General features: G+C 49.1%; 27 protein-coding genes. 5 read left to right on the top strand and 22 right to left on the bottom strand.

Annotated elements, in window-relative coordinates; translation table 11 throughout:
* Positions 1 to 82: 82 nt before the first annotated feature.
* Together ACMYR3_RS06875 and ACMYR3_RS06870 are read right to left on the bottom strand one after the other, a co-directional pair.
* Positions 83 to 913 (bottom strand): hypothetical protein, encoded by an 831-nt coding sequence (locus ACMYR3_RS06875; RefSeq protein WP_424195799.1) that lies wholly within the window; start codon positions 911 to 913, stop codon positions 83 to 85.
* 11 nt (positions 914 to 924) lie between these two features.
* Complete coding sequence (locus ACMYR3_RS06870) at positions 925 to 1,737, bottom strand: hypothetical protein (protein ID WP_424195797.1); 813 nt, start codon at positions 1,735 to 1,737, stop codon at positions 925 to 927.
* Between the two features lie 623 nt (positions 1,738 to 2,360).
* Between ACMYR3_RS06870 and ACMYR3_RS06865 the strand changes: the two genes are divergently transcribed.
* Positions 2,361 to 2,834, top strand: coding sequence for a DUF2846 domain-containing protein (locus tag ACMYR3_RS06865; protein WP_424195795.1), 474 nt, complete (start codon positions 2,361 to 2,363; stop codon positions 2,832 to 2,834).
* A gap of 149 nt (positions 2,835 to 2,983) precedes the next feature.
* Here ACMYR3_RS06865 and ACMYR3_RS06860 read toward each other — a convergent pair whose 3' ends face one another.
* Positions 2,984 to 3,775, bottom strand: coding sequence for a haloacid dehalogenase type II (locus tag ACMYR3_RS06860; RefSeq protein ID WP_424195793.1), 792 nt, complete (start codon positions 3,773 to 3,775; stop codon positions 2,984 to 2,986).
* 285 nt (positions 3,776 to 4,060) lie between these two features.
* The gene (locus tag ACMYR3_RS06855; RefSeq protein WP_424195791.1) at positions 4,061 to 4,456 is read right to left on the bottom strand and encodes a VOC family protein; all 396 of its coding nucleotides are present in this window, start codon (positions 4,454 to 4,456) and stop codon (positions 4,061 to 4,063) included.
* A 125-nt stretch (positions 4,457 to 4,581) separates the two neighbouring features.
* Between ACMYR3_RS06855 and vapB the strand changes: the two genes are divergently transcribed.
* Positions 4,582 to 4,815, top strand: a complete 234-nt coding sequence (gene vapB / locus ACMYR3_RS06850; protein ID WP_424195789.1) for a type II toxin-antitoxin system VapB family antitoxin — start codon at positions 4,582 to 4,584, stop codon at positions 4,813 to 4,815.
* Between the two features lie 5 nt (positions 4,816 to 4,820).
* Positions 4,821 to 5,228 (top strand): type II toxin-antitoxin system tRNA(fMet)-specific endonuclease VapC, encoded by a 408-nt coding sequence (vapC, locus tag ACMYR3_RS06845; RefSeq protein WP_424195787.1) that lies wholly within the window; start codon positions 4,821 to 4,823, stop codon positions 5,226 to 5,228.
* 126 nt (positions 5,229 to 5,354) lie between these two features.
* On the opposite strand, the gene ACMYR3_RS06840 is transcribed toward vapC, so the two are convergent.
* From ACMYR3_RS06840 to prpR, 18 genes are all read right to left on the bottom strand, one after another.
* Entirely contained in the window at positions 5,355 to 5,966 is a 612-nt protein-coding gene (locus tag ACMYR3_RS06840; protein ID WP_424195785.1) for a DNA-3-methyladenine glycosylase I, read from the bottom strand.
* Positions 5,967 to 6,018: 52 nt separating this feature from the next.
* Complete coding sequence (locus ACMYR3_RS06835) at positions 6,019 to 6,306, bottom strand: YciI family protein (RefSeq protein ID WP_424195783.1); 288 nt, start codon at positions 6,304 to 6,306, stop codon at positions 6,019 to 6,021.
* A 97-nt stretch (positions 6,307 to 6,403) separates the two neighbouring features.
* Entirely contained in the window at positions 6,404 to 6,979 is a 576-nt protein-coding gene (locus ACMYR3_RS06830) for a TetR/AcrR family transcriptional regulator (protein WP_424195781.1), read from the bottom strand.
* A gap of 429 nt (positions 6,980 to 7,408) precedes the next feature.
* Positions 7,409 to 7,681 (bottom strand): hypothetical protein, encoded by a 273-nt coding sequence (locus ACMYR3_RS06825; protein ID WP_424195779.1) that lies wholly within the window; start codon positions 7,679 to 7,681, stop codon positions 7,409 to 7,411.
* A gap of 211 nt (positions 7,682 to 7,892) precedes the next feature.
* On the bottom strand, positions 7,893 to 8,243 hold the full coding sequence (locus tag ACMYR3_RS06820) for a GFA family protein (protein WP_424195777.1): 351 nt from the start codon (positions 8,241 to 8,243) through the stop codon (positions 7,893 to 7,895).
* Between the two features lie 47 nt (positions 8,244 to 8,290).
* The gene (locus tag ACMYR3_RS06815) at positions 8,291 to 8,725 is read right to left on the bottom strand and encodes a hypothetical protein (RefSeq protein WP_424195776.1); all 435 of its coding nucleotides are present in this window, start codon (positions 8,723 to 8,725) and stop codon (positions 8,291 to 8,293) included.
* Between the two features lie 111 nt (positions 8,726 to 8,836).
* On the bottom strand, positions 8,837 to 9,256 hold the full coding sequence (locus ACMYR3_RS06810) for a hypothetical protein (protein ID WP_424195774.1): 420 nt from the start codon (positions 9,254 to 9,256) through the stop codon (positions 8,837 to 8,839).
* A 517-nt stretch (positions 9,257 to 9,773) separates the two neighbouring features.
* Positions 9,774 to 10,640, bottom strand: coding sequence for a hypothetical protein (locus ACMYR3_RS06805; protein ID WP_424195772.1), 867 nt, complete (start codon positions 10,638 to 10,640; stop codon positions 9,774 to 9,776).
* A 342-nt stretch (positions 10,641 to 10,982) separates the two neighbouring features.
* Positions 10,983 to 11,477, bottom strand: coding sequence for an N-acetyltransferase family protein (locus ACMYR3_RS06800; RefSeq protein WP_424195771.1), 495 nt, complete (start codon positions 11,475 to 11,477; stop codon positions 10,983 to 10,985).
* 183 nt (positions 11,478 to 11,660) lie between these two features.
* Positions 11,661 to 12,053, bottom strand: coding sequence for a VOC family protein (locus ACMYR3_RS06795; RefSeq protein WP_424195769.1), 393 nt, complete (start codon positions 12,051 to 12,053; stop codon positions 11,661 to 11,663).
* A gap of 122 nt (positions 12,054 to 12,175) precedes the next feature.
* Positions 12,176 to 12,661: a DUF4844 domain-containing protein gene (locus ACMYR3_RS06790; RefSeq protein ID WP_424195767.1), complete on the bottom strand. Its 486-nt coding sequence runs from the start codon at positions 12,659 to 12,661 to the stop codon at positions 12,176 to 12,178.
* Positions 12,662 to 12,753: 92 nt separating this feature from the next.
* Positions 12,754 to 13,053, bottom strand: coding sequence for a hypothetical protein (locus tag ACMYR3_RS06785; RefSeq protein WP_424195765.1), 300 nt, complete (start codon positions 13,051 to 13,053; stop codon positions 12,754 to 12,756).
* A 102-nt stretch (positions 13,054 to 13,155) separates the two neighbouring features.
* Positions 13,156 to 13,707: a DUF5625 family protein gene (locus ACMYR3_RS06780; RefSeq protein WP_424195763.1), complete on the bottom strand. Its 552-nt coding sequence runs from the start codon at positions 13,705 to 13,707 to the stop codon at positions 13,156 to 13,158.
* Between the two features lie 188 nt (positions 13,708 to 13,895).
* Positions 13,896 to 14,393 carry a hypothetical protein gene (locus ACMYR3_RS06775; protein WP_424195761.1) on the bottom strand — a complete coding sequence of 166 codons (498 nt, stop codon included), beginning with the start codon at positions 14,391 to 14,393 and terminating at the stop codon, positions 13,896 to 13,898.
* A 144-nt stretch (positions 14,394 to 14,537) separates the two neighbouring features.
* Positions 14,538 to 15,428: a hypothetical protein gene (locus ACMYR3_RS06770; protein ID WP_424195759.1), complete on the bottom strand. Its 891-nt coding sequence runs from the start codon at positions 15,426 to 15,428 to the stop codon at positions 14,538 to 14,540.
* 69 nt (positions 15,429 to 15,497) lie between these two features.
* Positions 15,498 to 15,815: a hypothetical protein gene (locus ACMYR3_RS06765; protein WP_424195757.1), complete on the bottom strand. Its 318-nt coding sequence runs from the start codon at positions 15,813 to 15,815 to the stop codon at positions 15,498 to 15,500.
* Between the two features lie 20 nt (positions 15,816 to 15,835).
* Positions 15,836 to 17,008, bottom strand: a complete 1,173-nt coding sequence (locus ACMYR3_RS06760; RefSeq protein ID WP_424195755.1) for a DUF3800 domain-containing protein — start codon at positions 17,006 to 17,008, stop codon at positions 15,836 to 15,838.
* A 358-nt stretch (positions 17,009 to 17,366) separates the two neighbouring features.
* The gene (prpR, locus tag ACMYR3_RS06755; RefSeq protein ID WP_424195753.1) at positions 17,367 to 19,151 is read right to left on the bottom strand and encodes a propionate catabolism operon regulatory protein PrpR; all 1,785 of its coding nucleotides are present in this window, start codon (positions 19,149 to 19,151) and stop codon (positions 17,367 to 17,369) included.
* Positions 19,152 to 19,660: 509 nt separating this feature from the next.
* On the opposite strand from prpR, the gene prpB reads away from it, so the two are divergent.
* Positions 19,661 to 20,554 (top strand): methylisocitrate lyase, encoded by an 894-nt coding sequence (gene prpB / locus ACMYR3_RS06750; protein WP_424195750.1) that lies wholly within the window; start codon positions 19,661 to 19,663, stop codon positions 20,552 to 20,554.
* 169 nt (positions 20,555 to 20,723) lie between these two features.
* Positions 20,724 to 21,872: a bifunctional 2-methylcitrate synthase/citrate synthase gene (gene prpC / locus ACMYR3_RS06745; RefSeq protein WP_424195748.1), complete on the top strand. Its 1,149-nt coding sequence runs from the start codon at positions 20,724 to 20,726 to the stop codon at positions 21,870 to 21,872.
* The last annotated feature ends 158 nt before the right edge of the window (positions 21,873 to 22,030 follow it).

The following is a 22,030-nucleotide window of genomic DNA, read 5'->3' as shown; positions in this document are numbered from 1 at the left end:
TCGCATAATCGTTTGCCGATCAGCCAATTCTTTGTCAAACAAAACCAAAGGACTTGCCGATCATCTTTTCAGGACAGAACGATCAGCTCCGACGTGCGCCTGTATGCACAATGGTTCCGACGTGTTCACCACGGAGTGCCGCAGTGAGCCGCCCTGGTACGAGCCCATTCACAACCTGCACACGCTCGATGTGACGCGCAGTCGCCATGACATCCAGCAGTGCGCGATCAAACGGCAGGGAACCCTGCTGCTTCGCAAGGTCACTAGCACACGTTTCACGCAGCAACTGCGCCTGCTCTCCACCAGGCCCCTTGGGATCGGCACTGTATACCCCATCGACATCCTCTACGATCGTGAGGCCGGCTGCACCCAGCACGTCGGCGAGTAGAAAGGCACCCGTATCAGCCCGATGGGTCGGAATCCGTGAATTCGGGAACTCGTGGTGATGGTACGGCGGGAAAGCGCTCCCGACGACGGCGCGGGCAGCCTGAAGATGGATCGCCAACTGGCTGGCAATGGTCGGATGCTCAACATAGGAGACACCCTCTGGAGCCAGCAATGAGGCGAGAATATGGCCATTCTGACCCGCCTCGCTGGCAGCTAGTGGGGCCAGTGAGCCAACCGGCAGGCCGAGGTCGAGGCCAACACCATAGAGGTGGCGGGCCCGCACGCCAGCACCGGTCAAAATGAGCAGGCGGTGCTCGGGCAGCAGTTTGCGGAGCTCCGCCACAATGGGAAGAATCGCTTCGGCACCGCGGTCCATGATGGAACGCCCGCCTATTTTGACAACCTGCAACCAGGGCAGCAACCGGATCGGACGGACGCCCGCAACGGGACGGGTGAGATCACTGTCTTGGAGGGTTTGACTCGCCAGCGGTGAGGCGACGTGCTTGATGTTGTTGGTATCAGTCATGATGATGGCTCTCAGTTCGCGGTGATGATGGTGCCGACATGCTCGCCAGCAAGTGCGCGGGTCAGGTTGCCGGGAACAAGACCGTTCACGACTTGTACCTGGTGGACATGGTGTGCCGCCTGGAGCAGATCGAGGACAGGAAACTCCAGGATCGAGTCTTGCAATCCTTTCGCCTTCATCTCATCGACAGAGATTTTCGGAATCAGGGTCGCGTTCTTCGAGGTCTTTGGATTAGCGGTATAGAGGCCGTCCTCGTCTTTCACGTAGATCATCGCCTTGCAACCAAATTGTTCGGCCAGAAGAAAACAACCGGCATCCGTGCGATAGGGAGGGATAACGCCTTCGGCAGGCGGACGCATCCACAACTTGTAGGGTGGCATACCGCTGAAGATGACAGCGTTCACTTCAGCGAGGGACAGCGGCATCGCCGACAAGCCAGCCCCATCCACCACAGGAATACCGTGCTTGGCGAGAAGATTTCCAAGCAAAGCGGCGTTCTGGTCGGCCACCGAGGAACCCAGCTGCGAGAGTAAACCTGCTGGCAGATTAAGTCCGGCAGCAATGGAATACAGGTGGCGAGCCCGTGTGCCGGCCCCGGTTCCGATGAGCAATTTATGGTGCTTGCGGGCGGCAACAATCTCATCAATCAGTGGGTAGACTGCGGCACGACCGCGATCAATGATGCTTTGCCCGCCAATCTTGATAACCGTTGCGTCCGGTTGTATCCGAAAGTCAGCCGCAGCCTCTGCCGCAGCCAGAAGCTGCGCATCGGTCAACGAACGCTGCATGAGTAGTTCCTCAAGCTCGGTTGTGGGACTGGACATTGAGTTTCCTTTCGTCGTTGATATTAGCGAACCACTTTACTGCAGAACGATGTGCCGAGAGAACACTGATTGAAATATCCGAGATAAACACTCAAGTGATTGTGATACCTGTCTGTCGTCATCACAACGTGGTCACAGCATAAAAATCCTGTAGCAAGATGGATACCTTACCGAATTTATCGACAAACGCTGAAACATGGCGATCCAAAACCAAAAAATACCGATAAAAGTGCAATGAAGCAATGATCTGGAAGTGAGCTAGATCAGTCTGGCACAGTAAGCCGTTTTGAGCCAATGCTTAACAGATTCACTTGCAAGACAACAAACCAGTGGAAAAGCACCCGGCAAACAAGCCTTGAGCACGTGGCCGCAGCATTGTGGTGATTAAACAAAAAACATTTTTCGCCTAGCATGGACGACAAACTGATTCAGTTAACTATTCAACAAGTTTTTAAACTGAAAATAATTTTAAGTAACTACCTGTATAAATCTTTGACCAACTCAACATATCCCAAAGAAAATGCCTTGAGATGACTTGTTGCACTATTCAAAAATCAAAGATCGTTATGGATTAACAACCAAGTCATTCCTTTCAGCTACAAAACATTCATAAAGGAATAATCATGTTAGTTTCATTTAAACGACTTGTATTTAAAACTGTCACAGCTATTTCACTCGGCACACTTATTGGGGTAATGGGTGGATGTGCCACCGCCCCTGGATCTCAATTCAAGGACTTCACAACACCAAAATCAGGGCAGTCACAGTTATACATTTACAGAGCATCATCCATTTTCGCCTCGGGCATGTCGATGCCGGTATTTGTTGATAACAATAAAGTGGGCGATCTATACAACGGCTCCTTCCTGAAGCTTGAAACCACCCCAGGCAAACACCACGTGAAGATTGATACCACGGCAATGGGCAAAAGTGCTGAGGCCGATATTGAAGTGACTGAAAACAAGAACTTTTTCTATCAACTCGAATATCCCACAGGAATTTTGGCAAATAGCTTTTTCATTGGCATCAACCTGACACCCAAAGATATAGTCACTGCCAAGGAAGAAATGAAAGAATTGAAATCAGCACAACAATAAAGCCATCATTTACGACACTGCTTCAGTTGACTGCGATGAACTGAAGTAGTGGGCTACCATCAAACATCACTGCAGGCAAAAAACCAACTAGCGGCTCAATCACACCATCAAGCCGATGAACGTCAACATCCTGTCAGTCAATCATTACCTCAAGCCACTTGATTACGCGCCTTCACAAACTCCAGCAAAGTAGCAAGGCTATTCCCATTGGCATGGGGCTGTACACCCAGTTCTTCTACCGGCAGATTCATGCGATTAACCCATACAGTGGGATAACCAAACCAGGCTGCACCGGCTGCATCCCAGGCTGCCGAGGCCGCAAAGACTATTTCTTCACGGCTCACGCCAAAGGCATTCAGGCCCATTTGATAAGCGCGTGGATCAGGCTTGTAGGCACTCACTCGATCGGTGCTCAGATGCGGCTCAAAAAGACCCGTCAGGCCACCATTCTTGACACTGGCATCGAGCATGGCTGGCGTAAGATTACTCAAAAACGCCAGTTTGATGCCCATTTGTTTCAGCTCCGTCAAAATCGACAAGGCATCCGGCCAGGCCCTGAGTTCCAGATAACTTTGCATCAATTGCTTGCGTTTATCGGCAGTCAATTCTAGTTTCAAAGACAGCGCGGCAAAGACCAGCGATTCTTCAGTTACCTGCCAAAAATCAACATAATGACCTGACAAGGTGCGTAACCACGTGTACTCAAACTGGCGGGTACGCCAGGCATTGCCCAGCTCGGCACCCTTACCGGGAAAAAGCATTTCGGCGAGGCCAAAGACTGGCCGTGGATCAAATACCGGGAAGCCATCAAAGGCAATGGCCTTGACCTTGATTTGCCTACCCTCGGCCACTGCATTACTAGCGGCCAATATGGATGAGGTTTGCGACAATGCTGCAGTACTTAAGGAGATTTGGAGAAAATTTCTTCGGGATATCGTCATGGCAACACGCTCTGTATAAAGATGAAATGATCGGGACGAACTAGCGATTGAATCCATCTGACTCAATCGCTGGTTCAAACAACTGCTTTACAGTTCGTCGAACTGACCGAATGTTCGGTACAAAACAACGACGTACTGATGGCAGTCGCGCAAATAGTCCAATCCTTACAGATGCCACATCAATTTTTTCGGAATGAATGGCGGTAAAACGCCAGCCTCACAGAATTGCCAGGACTTCAATGCCTGTAGGAAGGCCAAATCGTCAGCAAAGAAAACAACTTCCGCTCAAGGCGTATAAGGCTCGTGCATCAGGCGTTGCGAGATCCACCAGAGATTGCCATGGGCATCACGCACACCACCTTGCCGATCGCCATAAGGCATATCGGCCACCGCCATCACCTGGGTGGCACCATGCGCCAACGCCTGCTGCATGGCCGCGTGCGCGTCTTCCACATACACATAAAACGCACTCGCCATGGGCGGGTAATGCTCTGTCGCCTCACTCACCATGACTGCCGCCGTGCCTAACTGCACCTGGACATTGGCAATCAGCCCATTGGGACGCAGGGTACGACAAGTTTCCACCCCGCCCAGCCCCTTGACTAAAAACGTCACAAAAGACTCAGCATCGCGCACAAAAAAGTAAGGAGTGATAGTGTTAAAGCCGGGTGGGATGTACATGGCGACGTTTTTAAAATGAAAGAAAATTGGTTTGGCCAATGCCTATTATTAGCTATAGAGAGGTTGATCTCAATCATTCTCATGCTATATAGTCAATGTATATAGCAAAATTTGTGAGGTGTCTCATGACCATCAGTACAGTTTTTATCAATAATCGAACTCAATCGGTGCGCTTGCCGGCTGAAACCCGGTTTCCCGAGCCTGTTAAAAAAGTCGATGTTCGGATTGTTGGACAAGAGCGCGTCATTGCACCTGCCCATGCCAGCTGGGACAGTTTCTTTCTGGGTGATCAAACTGTCACCGATGACTTTATGTCCGATCGAGCCAGCCAGCATCAGCCAGAACGCGAGAGCCTGTAAACACCATGCTCAAGTATCTGCTCGATACCAATATTGTCATTTACGTCATCAAACAACGCCCGATTGCTGCGCTGACCATGTTTAACCAGCAGCATGGGCGCATGGCCATTTCGGCCATGACGCTCGCCGAGTTATTGCATGGCGCAGAAAAAAGCGCCAATCCATCACGTAATTTGGCGGTAGTAGAAGATTTTAGAAGTCGACTTGATGTGCTTAGCTATGGTGAACGCGCTGCGGGGCACTACGGCAGCATTCGTGCCGCGCTTGAAAAAATCGGACAGCCGATTGGTGTGAATGATCTACACATCGTCGCCCAAGCCCGTAGCGAAGGCTTGACGTTAGTCAGCAATAATTTACGCAAATTTGAGCAGGTTCCGGGACTGCTTTTAGAAAACTGGTTAGCGGCGTCATAATCGCTAAAAAACACTTACTCCCTACGAGTAAATTCATATTTATCCTATTTAAGTACGTATTTATTGATTCTAAATAAATACCCTACCCCACTATATAAAACGCCATGCAACAATCTCCCATGCAATTCAGACCTTTGGCGACTTGAACTTCTTACGGGCTTGTTCAACTTTTTGGCGGATGACGCAGTCTGCAACGTGGTCGTTAATCAAGCCCATGGCTTGCATGAAGGCGTAGACGGTGGTGGGGCCGACAAATTTCCAGCCTTGTTTTTTGAGGTCTTTGGATAAGGCCAATGATGCCGCCGAGGTGGAAGCGGTTTGGGGTTGGGCAAGATCACCGGCCTTGGGCTCGTAACGCCAAAAGTATTGGGCGAGTGAACCGGCTTGCTTGACTAACTCCTGAGCACGCAGTGCGTTGTTGATGACGGCTTCAATCTTGCCGCGATGGCGCACAATGCCAGCGTCTTGCATGAGGCGTTCGACATCGCGCTCGGTAAAACGCACCACCTGGTTAAAGTCAAAATCACAAAAGGCTGCGCGAAAGTTGTCGCGCTTGGCGAGGATGGTGCGCCAGCTCAAGCCCGACTGAAATCCTTCGAGGCAGAGCTTTTCAAAAAGGCGTTGGTCATCGCTGACGGGATAGCCCCACTCTTTGTCGTGATAGGCCAAATATTCGGGCGTGGCGCTGCACCAGTGACAGCGATGTTTACCATCGGGGGCAATGAAAGTGGTCGTCATGGGCTTTAACTTTTTAGATAAATTTCAGCAATGCATTACTCGCAGGCAGTTATCAGCCGAGTAAAAATTTCAAACGGTCATCTGCTTGTGCGGGCTTGATCTCGATGATCTCAACGCTGACGATATCATGTGCCACAAACGGGTCGTCATTCAACCGCGCTTGCAGGTCCGCCAGCGTGATGTGGTGTGCCACCATGCCGCCGCCCAAATTAGGCGGCAAGCTGCCCACCAATAAAAATACGCCGTCATCAAAACCTCGTTTGATCCATGCCTTATGGCCATCCATCCACTGCGCAGCCTGACTTTTATTGGCTGAAAACTTGAGTTGTACGACAAACATGCTAGCCCCTCACTCATTGCCTTTTAATTTCACATCGTTTGATCATCGATTACACACGCGATTGCACAAGCAGCTTGTTCAAACAGATTGCGCTCACTTATTCAACCGTACTCACCAGCGACTTGACCCAGGTGCTCATTTGCTTGACCTCATGCTTGATGAATTTTTCATCCTGAAAGGTATTGGCCAGTGTCGCCACCCCCTGGCTTTGCGCGAGCAAATGCATGGCCAGCGCATCGGCATCGGCCTTATGACCAAGCAAAGTAAACTGCTTACGCAACCAGGTTCTAAACAGCGTAAAGAGCAGATTGGCCTGCTCCAATGAATCATGATTGAGCTTGGCCAGCTCGCTGCAGAGTGTGCCGACCGGGCAGCCATGCTGCATGATCTTGCTTTGATTGACCGATAAAATCTGGATAAAACTCAATATCCTGTCCACCGGCTTTTTGCCTTTGGCTTCCCATTGCTCCAGCAGCATTTGCGTTTTAATCAGCCGCGTCCGAATCACCGTATCCAAAATTTCATCTTTGGTTTTGAAGTGGTAATAAAAATTGCCCCGCGAAATCTTCACCGCATTAGCAATATGTGAAAACGAGGTGCGCTCAAAGCCTTGCTCATAAAACAGCGCATCGGCCGCCGCAATAATGTCTTCACGTGTTGTTTTGTCAGTCATGTTGATCCGTCGTTGTTCCTTCAAACCAGCGTCAGCTTTGCTTCACCTGGCCTGCAACCTAGCTAAATAGTGTGCCCCAACAGACTGTCAGAACCAGTCAGCAGACCATTAGGACAAACGTCCTATATGCGCAAAATATTAGGACAATCATCCTACTTACGTCAAGCTTTGTCTTATATAAAAAACGAAGTCAGTTTCAAACCTGGTTGAAAACCAAAAAATGACGCAGCAAGTAGTACAGCAGGTGCAGCAAATGCAGCCCAACTAAAAGGCTCATCCGCCAAAAGAATGAATGGAAAAAATGATCGAGCTGGATGCAGGACGCATCAAACTAAATGGGCTTGCAAAATGAACGCTAAGTCAATTTGCAGAGGGCGCTGTGACAGACAACTAAGCAGTTACCCACCACAGCAAATGAAGAGAATAAAACTACAGCAAAGTCAGCACAAAACCCGCAGCCGAAAAGCCCAGGCCAGACCATTGCATGGGATAACCCATGGATTGATGGGGTGCGTCATCACCCTGCTCTTGTGCTTCGGCGTTGAGCTTGGTGCCAACCACATACACCGCCACCGCAGCCAAAACAAACGCAACACGAAACGCACTAAAGTTGCTCGAACCCCAGCCCACTGCCGCAATACCCCAAAACGCCAAGGGAATCATAAATCCCAAAAAACCCAGCTTGGTCCAAGTCAGCTTCATCGTTACTCCCTGTTTGATTTATCAATGTCATCTGCCAAAGCCAATATCCCTTGGCTCTGCACAAAATGTATCAACAAATTTTAAACAGACAAGCACAACCATCTGCATGAATAAAGTGGCACAGGCAAACGATGTTACCCAACTTACACGCGTTTACAGAGATGACAAACTGGCTAATGAAAACCGGCTTGGCATGGACACAAACCCAACCTTAAAGCTCGCGCCCATTAAAATGCTTCACCTGCAAGGCTTCAATATCCACACCTTCCAGGCAACGCACATTGATGGCCGCCATGTCATTACCCCCCGGAGAAACGGCTTCGCCGTATGGATGAATCCCGCACGTTGGACAAAAGCGATGTTTGATTAAATGCTTGTTAAATAAATACGTGCTCATGTTTTCGGGCGGCGTTTGCAAGGTCAGCGCATCTTTCGTCACAAACCACATCAAACTGCCCTTGCGCTGGCATAAGGAACAATTGCATGACATCACTTCGGCCGGCAGCTCACCGTCAACCTCAAAGGCAATCCCGCCGCAATGACAACTTCCCTGATACTTCATGATGAACTCCCTTCTGGTTAAATGAATCGCACCACCCCAGGCCGTGCTTAAAATTCTTTAGTGTCTTCGGACTTTGCATCCTTGCGCACATAGGCCAGCAACCCCGGAATGCTCAACCAACCCAACAACCCACCCACCGCAGCAATAAATACCGCCCGTAAGATAAAGCTGCCCGGCTGCTTGGCAAAATAAACAATCCCCGCATATTTATTGCCCACAAAATAACCCTCCAGCAACGCCTTGCCAAGCGCCCAAAAACAGCTCAGGGACAATAAAAAGGCAATCAGCAACACCAAAAAATGCTTGGCATGCCCAAACGGCGTAAGCGGTGCATCAACCACCACCTTAGGCTTGGCTTCCCGCGATTTAACCAGGGGAAAAATCAAGGCCAGGAACAAACCAATCCCCGCCTGCAACATCATCACCCACCCCGTTAAACCCGTGATGCCACCCGTATCAAGCTGATACGTGCGCCACCCCATCACTCCCCATCAAATGGAGAGCGGGAACAAAATCAACGCAATAATTTTTCGAAATGGCATCGCGGCATCTTGCCTAGCGGCAAGCTCAGGGAGTGAAAGGGAGGATTCTAACTAGGTTTGAGGGAGGATGGGGTTGGTGAAGTCAATTAGGTCAACAAGCCAATGTACATGTGACTTGAGGATTACAAACCACGGAAATAGCGCAACAAACAATTGAGCAATGACGCTAATAACGCGCTCCCAAGGTTGAAGAATAACTGGCACATATTCAGTTAGCCAGGGTGATGGCACATCGTTCACAAACCAGACAAAGCCCACTAAAGGCAAACCCAAAAATAGCACGACATGAACCCATGCCAGATTTGAAGATATTGGCACAAAGCAGAGCCAAAGCATCACCAATATCCCCACCGCAATATTGAGTTTGCCAAAGAAAATCAAAACACGGCCATCCGGGTACTCAGCCACGACCTCACGAAAATAACGAGATACAGGCAAACGGGAATCGTCTTCAAAGTGAGCTGGTGGCATGGTTGTTATTGTTTGTATTTTGGTTACTGTTTAGTGACCGGTTTGAGTATGTTTTGATTCTCGGGTTCATGCCAAACGCCTAGTTTCAAGCGTGGCCGCACTACCGCGAGGTGGTGGCACGGACGTCGCATGAAGACATAATCATATGCATAGCCCACCCACCATGGATTTATCTCTGCCTGTACTTTACTGAAATCTGATCGGACTCAAAAACAATTTCAAGAATATTATCAGTACCAACGCATTTATTTGCCATAGGCTTGAACCACGCCTTTACGTGATCTTTGCCTTCAATATATTTAGCTGCTCGTCTTGAAATTTCGTACTCACCGCAATCTGTAGCAGAGCACCTGTACCAACACCTATTTGCACCGTCTATATCTTGAGCATTAGCTGACGAATTGCATAGTAAACACGATGTGATGATTACCTTACTACTCATTTAATTTCTTCTCTCACTTAACATCTGAAACTACCGTACTGCGCGGCTTTTCACACAGGACGGTGGCATGATGGGTTAGGCCAATGTGCCACTAGGAACCGGCGGTTGTTCATTTTCTGTGGGTGGAGGCAAGTATTTTTGCAATGCTTTTTCAACTGAGGAGCCGAGGATGTACTCAATGGCATCCTTAATGCTCTTAGCCGCATTAGGAGCATCGGCGATGCCGCTGGTTACTGCTGCGACAATAACTAGCGCACCGACTATCTTTGACCATGACGGACTTGTACTTAGTACTTCCTTTTTCGCCTCATGCAAATACCCTTCAATTCTGGCACGCTCGGTAGGTGATATAGATGAGATATTCTCGACCTCAGCAATGGCCTTCTCAATAAGATCTATAACACGTTCAGGTTTTACGTTCGACGGCTTAAAAACTTCGTCGTCGGAACTATCCTTGCTGTTCACAAGCTCATAGCAGATATTGGCGAGCCCTTTGAGCCGGCCAAGATTGATAATGGTCTTTTGAAGAGACACCGGCTCATCGCCAAACAGTCCCTTGCTTTTTACGAAGCGAGAGAAATATGGCAGATAGAAAAATACCTGGTTGATACCTGCTAGGGTGCCACTCATCGGTTTCCTTATTTCTGACATCCGTAAGCGAAGAGCGATTAGCGACACTTGCTCGATTAGCTTGCCACTTGCTTCGAGCTGTTCGAGTTCCTCTCCAAGAGTGCGATCCATCTTGAGCATATACCTTTTCAAACTAGAGAAGTCTTCATTGAAGGATTTCAGTCCTTCAAACGCTTTTTCAGCCGTTTGAAATTTCAAAGCGTGCCTATAGCCGAAGGTCAAGAGTCGCTCTTCGTTCGCAGCAATCTCAATGAAGAATTCCTCAATGTCGGCTAGGTGGTCTTTAAAGGCATAGATTTCGTAGCTTTTCATAGCGAATTTGGAATTGGCACAACATTAATTAATCAAACAAAAAATCATCACGGTTGCCACAAAGAAATGAATATTTATTGCACCCATTGTAACCATACGCATGACTACATTAACCATTTTGCGCATGCAAAAATTTGAGAGATTAAATGAGCTGCTCAGGCGATTTTTTTTGAGATGAATAGGTGTGAAATTACAGGCACTACATGCCTTTTCACACAGCAACTATCATTTCTTAACTAAGCACTATTAATGGAGTATGACTAAAAATAGGCTTATACAGTACGTGTTTATTTATGACTTAAAAATACCCCACCCCACTATATAAATCTACTCCTTTACGCTCTACCGATTTAACAGCTTGCCCAGGTTAGGCTCGGCAAGCCGATAACTCAGCCGATCAGCAACTTGCTGTGCACCTAGCGCTTCGTAAAAGCGGATACCGTTGACATTGCTTGCCTTGACTGACCAGTCAATTCGACTACGACCATTGACGACCGCATAATGTGCAACCCATAACATGATCGCCTTGCCTACACCATGACCTCTTTGTGTTGAGCGGATATACAGTTCTTTTAACTGGCATTGGCGACGCTGCGCCGGTGATGGTTCTACCAGCGAGTAAGTCAAAGAAATTGCTGCAAAACCAAGCACCTGGTCATCATCATTGCACGCCACAACCAAACGCAGTGGCGAGTCTGCGCCCAGCAAATTTTCCAGCAAATGCGCTTTCACCATTGCTGAATCAACCACCGCGCCATTGTTGTAATAACTATGAAGCTCACTCAAAAGGTCAACAAGAGACTCGTATTGTGGTTGAGCAACTAGATCGACCTGCATTTCATTCCTTTTTTGGTTAACGCCAAACTGCCCTGTTTATATACATTGAAGCAATGGCTCGTTTACTGTTGACGCCATATCGACTGCATCATCGTGACACACATGGTACTAGCGCCAAGCCATTAACTCTGCTTCATTTAACGCATTACCCCATCACGTTTTATCCAACACAAAAAACATGTCTTACGCAGCCTTCATATGAAACAGCCCCCAGCCATGTCCATCGGGATCAACAAAACTATGCGTATACATAAAGCCAAAATCTTCTGGCTTGTCGTAGGTTGATCCGCCCGCGGCAATTGCTTTGGCAACCAAGCTATCCACTTCTTCACAGCTTTCGCAGGTGAGGTTGAGCAAGACCTCAACGGCTTTACTGGTATCGCAAATGGCTTTAGGCGTGAACTCCCTAAACTTGTCGTGCGGACATAGCATCACAAAAATCGTCTCGCTGATGGCAATGCACCCTGCTGCTTCACCTGAGAATTGTGGATTACGTGCAAAGCCCAGTGCCTCAAAGAAGGCCATAGACCGTTGAAGATCGGCAACGGGGAGATTAATGAATATTTGTTTATCCATGGATTGCTCCTTTGATGTTGGGGTTGGGATGCGTGGGTGGATGTTGATTTATCACTAAACTGCGCTACCCAAATTTTTTGCGTAGCGTCCAGTAACAGAAGTCAGCTGGGTTGAGCATCAGGTTATTCATGCCAGAACCACCGGTAAGGAAAACCATACAGCCACACATTGAAGAGTTCTCCAGAATTATTGATTCCTAAAATTGCCAACACACGCTCGCAATATCTCAACATTTGTTCTCGCTCTTCCGTGTCTTGATTTATGAATGATGCCAGCGTGCTTTTCATAGTTCGTAGTACAAATGAACGCTGCGGGTTAGACGGCAGCTCTGCGATGAGTGTGTGAACAAGCACATCTACCGATTCTTGAGCATTCATTCGAATAGGCTCATCCGGCGCGCCTGGATAATGGTTGGGTAAATCTTCCAGAAATTTCTTTTCCTGCTCAAGAAGCTTAAGTTCTGATAATGTTTGCGGCGTGATGTTGAGCAAATGATCCCCATATGTCACCGGCCAGAAAAAGAACAAAATCCCTGTGACACCCGCAATAAAAAACAATCCAAGCACTCCAGCCAACACGAGAGTTAATTTCAGAATGATGCTGAACATTTAGCTGCCTAACGTTTGATTCATAGCACATGACATTAAAGAGAAAAATTTGACTCTGATCCCATGTATATAAATGATAGCCGGATCAGGCATCACACTCGTTCCCATAGTTCTTGGTAAGTCGATGTCATTGTTGCTTGTGCTCGGTCAGGATCGGGACCTACAGCAACACTGTATTTCACAAAGCGGCCAGTACCCCAATGTGCCGAGAACTTGAGCGTCAATTCGCTTTCGCTCCAAGCAACATCGTAAATCTCCGGTGCTTCACCATCAAATCTATCGACAACTACTACGGTGACACTGCCATCCTTAATGGAAATTAAAAACTCGACTTCTGAGAAACCATCGCGATGTTTCCAGGTGCCGATAATGCGATCAGTGGAGAGGGACATATGTGGTACTCCTTCATGATACCCAACGCTTTAGCTCACTGGGGGTGCCAGATACAATGCGGGAAAATTAACTCTACCCATATTTAACTATTTAAACATGACCTAAGCGGGCGACCGCGCTGAACGATATCTTAGGTAGCACCAGATTAAGTTAACAGTCAATGCAATCAGAATCGGCCAACCTATGAAAAAATTTACTAGACCGCCCAACCAAACAAAACTAACCTGCCATGTCGTAGCTGCCTTCGGTGGGAGTTGCATTTTTAGTCGCGTATGGATGTTGGCAAATTCCGGCACGTCACGGAGAATTTTTGCGTTAAACAGATAAGTTCCGGTTGGCACTTGAATATATGCAACAAACCGTTCAGCCGCTACAGCCGACCAACCAATGCTTCCGAAGGTCTCGAGTTCATCAGTTCTAATGATAGTACCGTCCTTGGCATTAGCCAGAGACCAACGAACTGGTATCCGCACACCTGAAGGAATTGGCGTTCCATCTTTGTTGTATGCCCAATCACCTAGTAATTGTCGTAGCTGTTCAAATTGAACGCCACTCCGTTCAAAGACTAATACGAGTTCATAGCGCTCAGGAACAACAATCTTGATTTGGCGTTCTATTGAGCCATGCTTTGCAATTGAAATTATCTCGTCCAACGGAGGAGCCGTTATCCAATTCGACCATACGTCAAAAAGTATGAACCATACGATTATTCCGGCAATAAGCACCACTTTAATTCTGTGACGCCGAAGAAAATTTAGCATATGCAGCCTAACGTAGTAAGTAAAGGGCAGCCATATTGCGGCACATCATGCGAACGTAATAAGGGACTTTGACCGCCGTATTAGCCCTCACTTTTGCCTCTCAGCTTACGAATAAAGAGCAGAACAACCCCAACAAAACCTGCGCCAAGACAGCCCCAATGCAAGGTATTTAGCGAAACCAGACTAAGCAGCGGATTGGCGTCGCTGAATGGTGCTAAGGGGGTGATGTCTGCGTGCATGAAACTGTCGAAGACGATGTGCGAGTAACTACCAAAAATGGCTCCAATCGTGACTGCGGCAACGCCAAGCTCTTGCCACTTGAATAGATTGGGCAGCCAAAAACGCTGAGCAAAGGCTCGCGCTCCCACAAAAAGCGTAATGGTCGCCATGACAATGAGCGATGCGCCGATCAGTGTGTGAAAGAAGCGATGGAGTGGGTACTGGTGAGTGAGCATGTAATACAGAGGCTCAACATCGATGAGAACATTCGAGGCACAAAAAGCAAGAAAACTGACCTGTCTGGGAGCAAGTGCATGAATTACAGCACCTGGACCAAAATGAAACGGTGTGATCGGCATAAGACTTGAGCGCTAACCTAATGTAGACAAACTAATAGAAATCATCATGCTTGTTCTAAAAATGAATATTTAATAGCAACCATTGAAAGCATATGCATGATCGTTAAAGTTGGAGCTTGGGTAGAATTTTGATTCTGACCTTATTTACTCTATTGGTACACGGCGAACGGCAAGGGCAGAGAGCTCGAGTTTGGTGTTTGACCACTGGAACTCTGAGTATTGAGAGCGAATAGACGTTTCATCAAGGCTTTCGAAACGGTCAGCGTATTGTGATGAGTGCGCAATTAGCTCGAGGGTATTTTGATAGTAGGTAGAGTGTTCTGGCTCCGTGTCGAGAACCTGTATGGCGTGATGGAGATCGACTTGCCTGCTATTGCGCCAGTGACGAGGCCAGTCCAACATGGCGCCGCCCCACCATTTGTGATGAGTAGCCTTAATATGACTATCGAATTGAAGAGTGTATCTTGGCGGAATGATCTGCTTCATTCCCGACTTACAGAAGCTTGCTCCTATCAGCTGATGCCCATTTTCGAGCCGTGCTGCATCCACTATCGGTTGCCCAAGATAGATGTTTTCATCAGGTTCGAGAATGGCGTCACCAATGGCTATAGCACCTCGCAACGGAAGACCGACCTCTAAACCGCGACACATGAGGTCATTACAAACATCCAAGAAGTTGTCGCTAGGGACTGGATGGTAATTCCATCCGTCGGCAGGGTTGCCAGCCAGTTCTTGGTAGCTCTCGTGATTGCTTTCACGCGCTTTGGGCCAAGTTCGATTGGACCAAAGCAAAATAGAGTCGCTGGCATACGCTCCGTGCACCTTGTTGAAAATGTATATGTCACTGTCAGCAATCCAGTAGGGTGCTTCTTTTAAACCCAAGTCGCTGAAGACCCGCTGCATTTGTACTTTGCGATAATTCACTGCATCGATCAATGCCTCGTAGCGCGATCGCATCTCATATAAGCCAAGGCGTGCAAGCCGCTTCTCGAACCCAAGAATGTCAAAGAGTGCAACGATGTGTCCGTGTGCCATGGCCTGAATTCTGATACTTAACGTTTGACATAAGGGGCGCGCTTTGGCGCGTCCCGTTTGAAGGATGGGTTAGGAGGCATTTTTCTTGGCCCGCCAAGCAATAAAACTGTAAGCAATAACATAACACTGACCAATTAAAAAAACTAAAGCCGACCATGATTTCATTGAGGTTTTAGTTGCGATAAGCGCAAAGGTAACGGCAATTAAAACGGACCCTGAGACTAAATAAACACAAGCTAAGACTATGCGATATTTTTCAGGGTTGGGTAGTTGCCTGCCTCCCCAATCTCTGACCAAATTTAGTTGATGTTTAATGCCAATTTGGTACGCACGGTAAATCAAATAAGCTGAATAGCCTAGAATAATTGCTAGCACAATCAAAACCATCTTGCTTCCTAATGTAGAAGTCACCGGCCTTGCGCGGATTTATGCGCAAGGTCCGTGTGGACTGCTGGGTTATGCCATATAGGGTCGGTAATTAGCCTTTGAGTAATCAGCTGCATATACTCCGGCATACCATCGATTAGGCTCACCTCATTTATAGCTCGGGAGTGCAGCTCTAGAAGAATTACCGCATTAAGCTGTGCTCTTCTATCTTTAAGATTGAGCTCATCCCGATCGGGAATAATGCTTCCATAGTGTCCGATGCTTGGCAAAATTGACCGCCACCGTCTGGCATGGTCATCATCCGCTCCAGAAAAAACGTACACTGCGGCAGCTGCCACCGCATCGGCAATCTGAATGCCGTGGGTAGTTTTTGAGTCCTTAAATTCAATTGGGCCTGAGAGATTGAACGTAATCGGATGTCTTTCCCCGAAGACTTCATTGAATAGTTGATCCTTTCGGCCAATCATTGTATCGAACATTGTTTGTTCATGTTGAAGCGGTTTTGATGGATCGCAAACCGCCGTTACCTCATCAAATTCAGTACCCCAATGCGCGAGTAGCGTGAAGAGTGCAGTATTTGTGAGGTCGAGAATCCACTTTCCTACACCAGAATCGCTCAGCGAAGAAAGTTCCTCACGAATATCTTCAGCTCGGCATTGTGCGAATTCTCGAATTTGAGTGATGATCGGCGAATTTTCAGGATGAACAGACGACGAGAATATGCCTTGAAGACTCGATTCGTCCTTTGTGCTCATTAGCACCTCGAACTCACCAAATATTTCCTCTGCCCCTGCACCTCTAGCTATGAATTCCACGTACAAAATATTCGCGATAAATCGGTGAAATCCGACGCCATAGAACAACGAGTTAATATCCGATAAGCACGGCTCAAAGATATACTCAAAGAACTTACATGCTAGGGCGAACTTCTTGTCCGAAATAGAAATTTTTAGCCGCCCTTTGTAATACTCGAAAATTTCATCAATCGCCTTTCTGCCTTTATTGAACTTGACGAGTTTGCTGCCCTTCAACTCCCCATTTTGAATTCCGTACTTCTTTATGATCCCCAAGACAAAATCCTTGGCCTCTTGATCGTCTGTAGCTACGGACGCGTAAGCAAAAAACTTTTGATCCGGGTTAAGTAGATTGTTCCCCGTAAATCCAGATTCATCAAAGTAGATTCGTTGTGACATTGGCTGTTCAGGTATAGAGATCTAAGGTCTAATATTATTTAGACAAACAAAAATAAAACATCATGGTTGTCCTAAAGAATTGAAAAATTAATGGCACCCATTGTAACCATACGCATTACTACATCAACCATTTTTATCAACCCTAAAATTTGTCAGGCCATAGGATTCTGCTCTAGCCATTTCAATAGCACTCCCAAGTTTCAAAGCACTAAACCACCCTCCTACCTCCCTTTTCAAACACACAACAACCACTCCAATTTAAGCCATTTTCAAGGAGTATCCTTAAAAAATAGCCTCTTCAGTGCATTTTAATTACCCCTATAAAAATACCCCACCCCACTATAAAAACCGCCCAACCTTATTCCCCCGCATCCTGCGACAACCAGCGCCACAACGTGGCTCGGGAAATGCCGAGTTGCTGACAGAGTGCGGCGCGGTCGCCTTGCAGGGTTTGGAGTTGTTGTTGCAGTTGGGCGAGTGGTGGTTTGCGGGTTTTGCGGGGTGGGCTTTGTGGCGGGCTGGGGGGGTTGGTTGCTGGGGGGTTGGGCATGGCCGCGTTGAGGGGGCTGGCCACGGTTTGGGTGGTTGGTTGGCCGTCGCTGTAGGGGTTGGGCTGTGGGCTGAGTTCGGGCACGGTGGCTTGCAGCATGGTGGCGGTGATGAGTCGGGCGCCGCCGGGGAAGTCGCTGTCGTCGCTACCCTGGCTGGCCTGGCCTTGAAATAAAGTGTGCAGGCGCTCGGCGATATTTTTGAGTTCGCGTACATTGCCGGGCCAGTTGTGGCGCTTGAGCAGTGTCCAGGCGCTGCTGTCCAAGAGTAAGGGGGCGTGATCGGGGCGATCCAGAAAGTGCTGCATGAGCGGCACGATATCGTCGGCGCGGTCGCGCAGCGCGGGCAGTTGCAGGCGCAGCACATTGAGGCGGTAAAACAGGTCGCGGCGAAACCTGCCTTGTTGCACCATGTCGTCCAGCACGCAATGGGTGGCGGTGACAATCCGTACATCCACCGGATGCGGGGAGGCGCTGCCCACGCGCACCACTTCGCGCTCTTCGAGCACGCGCAGCAGGCGGGTTTGCAGTGGCAGGGGCATTTCGCCAATTTCATCCAAAAACAGTGTGCCGCCGTTGGCAGCTTCAATCAGGCCCATGTGGCCGCCACGGCGTGCGCCGGTAAAAGCGCCCTCCTCGTGGCCAAATAACTCCGACTCAAGCAGGCTTTCGGCAATCGCGCCACAGTTAATGGCCACAAACGGTTGGCTGGCGCGGTTGCTTTGTTCGTGCAGGGTCTGTGCGGCGAGTTCTTTGCCGGTGCCGGTTTCACCCTGAATCAGCACGGTGGCGTCGGTGCGGGCGTAATGGGCGAGCGTGTCGCGCACCTGGCGCATGATGGCGCTGTGGCCCACCCAGTCGTCGCTGCCATAGCGTACCCGGCGCACCCGGCAATTGGCCTTGCGTGCTTCGGCGGCTTGCGCATTGGCAATGACCGCTTTGGCGTTGGGCTCCTCCTGTTTTTCCTTGGCTTCGGCGGCACTGCGCGCATTCCCGACCATGTGGGCAATATCGAGTGCGGCATCAAAGGCAGCGCGAATGGATTCGGCCGAGTACAACAAAATGCCGGCAATGCCGGCCTGCTCGGCCAGGTCGGTCACCATGCCAGTGCCAACAATGGCTTTGATGCCGCGCGCCACCAGCTCGCTCACCGCGTGGCGGGCGTCTTCGGCGGTAACAAACACGCGCTGCTCAATCTGCAGGCCATAACTTTTTTGAAACTGGGCAAACTCGGTCAGCTCGGTCTGGTGGGTAACGATGCCAATCCGGTCGGTAATTTGCCGCGCCCGCGAGAGCGCCTGCATCAAATCAAAACCACTTGCCTTGACCAATACCACCGGCACCGCTACGCGGCTTTTGAGGTAGGCACCGTTGGAACCCGCGGCAATCAACACGTCGCAATGGCTGTCGCGCAAACGCTTGCGCATGTGCTTGACGGCTTCTTCAAAGCCCAGATTAAGCGGCTCGATGAAGGCGCGGTCGTCGTATTCGGGGGTGACGTCGCGCAGCAGATTGGACAGGCGCGACACGCTGACCGTCCAGATAACGGGTTTACGGGCAATGGCGACGGGATGCGTGACCGCTTGTGTGACCATGAGGCACCTTATAAATAACAACGCTTAAGCTTGAGTAAAGAATTGGGTTGCAGAGCCCATCTCATTATTCACTTGAAAGCAGAATGAAACAATAATGAAACATTTTTGCAACAACAATGATACATTGAAACCGCATCGTTTCAAATTGACACATGGCAAAAAATTGGCAAGCTGCTGAATTCATTGATAATTTTTAAATGCCAGCAAGCCCGCAAAAGCATGGCACAGCCATTGCGATTTAGCTGGCATAAGCAGTATTTGCATCAATAAAACGCCCTGTAAGCCCTGGCGGCGAGGAACCAACACCAGACTAGCGCCCGAGTTGAAGTGATGACATGGGAAGGTCTGAAAACAAGTTAACAATAGCCGCAATAACAAGCAGTCAAACGAACAGTCGAATAAGAAGCCGCTTAAATAAGTAAGTAGCGTATTCAAATAAGTAATTAGCCAAATCAGTATCTACATAAATATCGACATAAGCAGCCACTTTGCCATATTGGAGACCACGAATGACTCACCCTACTCAAACAGCTGGCAGCAAGTTTCGTCAAGCCGTTGCCGAAGAACATCCCCTGCAAGTCGTTGGCACCATCAACGCCAACCACGCCCTGCTCGCCAAACGCGCTGGCTTTAAAGCCATTTATCTGTCGGGTGGCGGTGTTGCCGCGGGCTCATTGGGCTTGCCCGATTTAGGTATTTCCAACCTCGACGACGTGCTCACCGATGTACGCCGCATTACTGATGTCTGCGACCTGCCCTTGCTGGTCGATGTGGACACCGGCTTTGGTTCATCGGCCTTTAACGTGGCGCGCACCGTCAAGTCGCTCATCAAGTTTGGCGCGGGTGCCCTGCATATTGAAGATCAGGTTGGTGCCAAGCGTTGCGGCCATCGCCCCAATAAAGAACTGGTGACTCAGCAGGAAATGGTCGACCGCATCAAGGCCGCCGTAGATGCCCGTACCGATGACAGTTTTGTGATCATGGCACGGACCGACGCGCTGGCCGTGGAAGGCATGCAAGCCGCGATTGATCGCGCCTGCGCCTGCGTCGAAGCCGGTGCCGACATGATCTTCCCCGAAGCAATGATTGAGCTGCCGCAATACAAGCAGTTTGCGGCTGCGGTTAAAGTACCGGTACTCGCCAACATTACCGAATTTGGTGCCACCCCCCTGTTTACGACCGAAGAGCTGGCCAGCGCCGATGTCAGCCTGGTGCTGTATCCACTCTCTGCTTTTCGCGCCATGAACAAGGCTGCGCAAAACGTGTTTGAAACGATTCGCCGTGATGGCACGCAAAAAAATGCCGTACCAACCTTGCAAACCCGCATGGAACTGTACGACAGCATTGGCTATCACGACTTCGAGCAAAAACTCGACGCGCTGTTTGCCAAAAGCAAGGCTTAATTTTTCATCACAAAGACGCCAAGTAAAAGCATAAGCAATCGCGATATCGACCTGTCTGATTCACCAGTGACTGGACGAGCCATCTTCGTGTACTTTGTGTTACTTGGTGCCTTTGTGGTTAGCCCTGAGTTTGAACTTGTAGTTTGACAGATTTATCAAGGAGACTTTCATGACTGAAGCACCTGTATTCAAGCCAAAAAAATCCGTTGCCCTGTCGGGCGTGACAGCCGGTAATACCGAGCTGTGTACTGTGGGTAAAACCGGTAACGACCTGCACTATCGTGGCTATGACATTCTCGATGTGGCCGATGCCTGCGAGTTTGAAGAAATTGCCTATCTGCTGGTGCATGGCAAGTTGCCAACCCAGTCGGAACTGACTGGCTACAAGACCAAATTGCAATCATTGCGCGGCTTGCCAGCCAGCGTGAAAGCGGTGCTGGAGTCGTTACCAGCATCTTCCCACCCGATGGATGTGATGCGCACGGGCGTGTCGGCCCTGGGTTGCGCCCTGCCAGAAAAAGATGATCATAATCATCCTGGTGCCCGTGATATTGCTGATCGCCTGATGGCTTCATTGGGTTCGATGCTGTTGTACTGGTATCACTTTTCGCACAATGGCCGTCGCATTGAAGTGGAAACCGATGACGACTCCATCGGTGGTCACTTCCTGCATTTGTTGCACGGTAAAAAACCCAAAGACTCCTGGGTCAAGGCGATGCATACCTCGCTGATTCTGTACGCAGAACACGAATTTAATGCTTCAACATTTACTGGCCGAGTGATTGCCGGTACCGGGTCAGACATCTACTCCGCCATCACCGGCGCGATTGGCGCACTGCGTGGCCCCAAACATGGCGGTGCCAACGAAGTCGCGTTTGAAATTCAAAAACGCTACGACAGCCCCAATGAAGCCGAAGCCGACATCCGTGATCGCGTGGCCAATAAGGAAGTGGTGATTGGCTTTGGCCATCCGGTGTACACCATCAGCGACCCACGCAATAAGGTGATCAAGGAAGTCGCCCACAAATTATCTGTGGAAGCTGGCAGCACCAAGATGTTTGACATTGCCGAACGACTGGAAAGCACCATGTGGGAAATCAAGAAAATGTTCCCGAACCTGGACTGGTTTTCAGCGGTGTCGTATCACATGATGGGCATTCCAACCGCCATGTTTACGCCGATCTTTGTGATCGCCCGCACCAGCGGCTGGAGCGCGCACATTGTTGAACAGCGCATGGATGGCAAAATCATTCGTCCAACCGCCAATTACATCGGCCCCGACGACCTGAAGTTTGTTCCCATGAGTGAGCGCACTTGATCACCTTCATTAATTGACCGACACAGACTCCTGAGACGTAAACATACTGACCATATGTATATTTTTAAGGCTAATAAATACGCACTTAAGACGGCCAAATAACAATATACCCCCTGGTTTTTATGACTTTTTTACGATGACTTTCTTACGCTTAGGCA

This window comes from Ampullimonas aquatilis, assembly GCF_049675895.1.
GTDB classification, from domain to species: Bacteria; Pseudomonadota; Gammaproteobacteria; order Burkholderiales; family Burkholderiaceae_D; genus Ampullimonas; species Ampullimonas aquatilis.
Note: the sequence above shows the minus strand (reverse complement) of the source record. Positions and strands in the feature narration are given on the sequence as shown.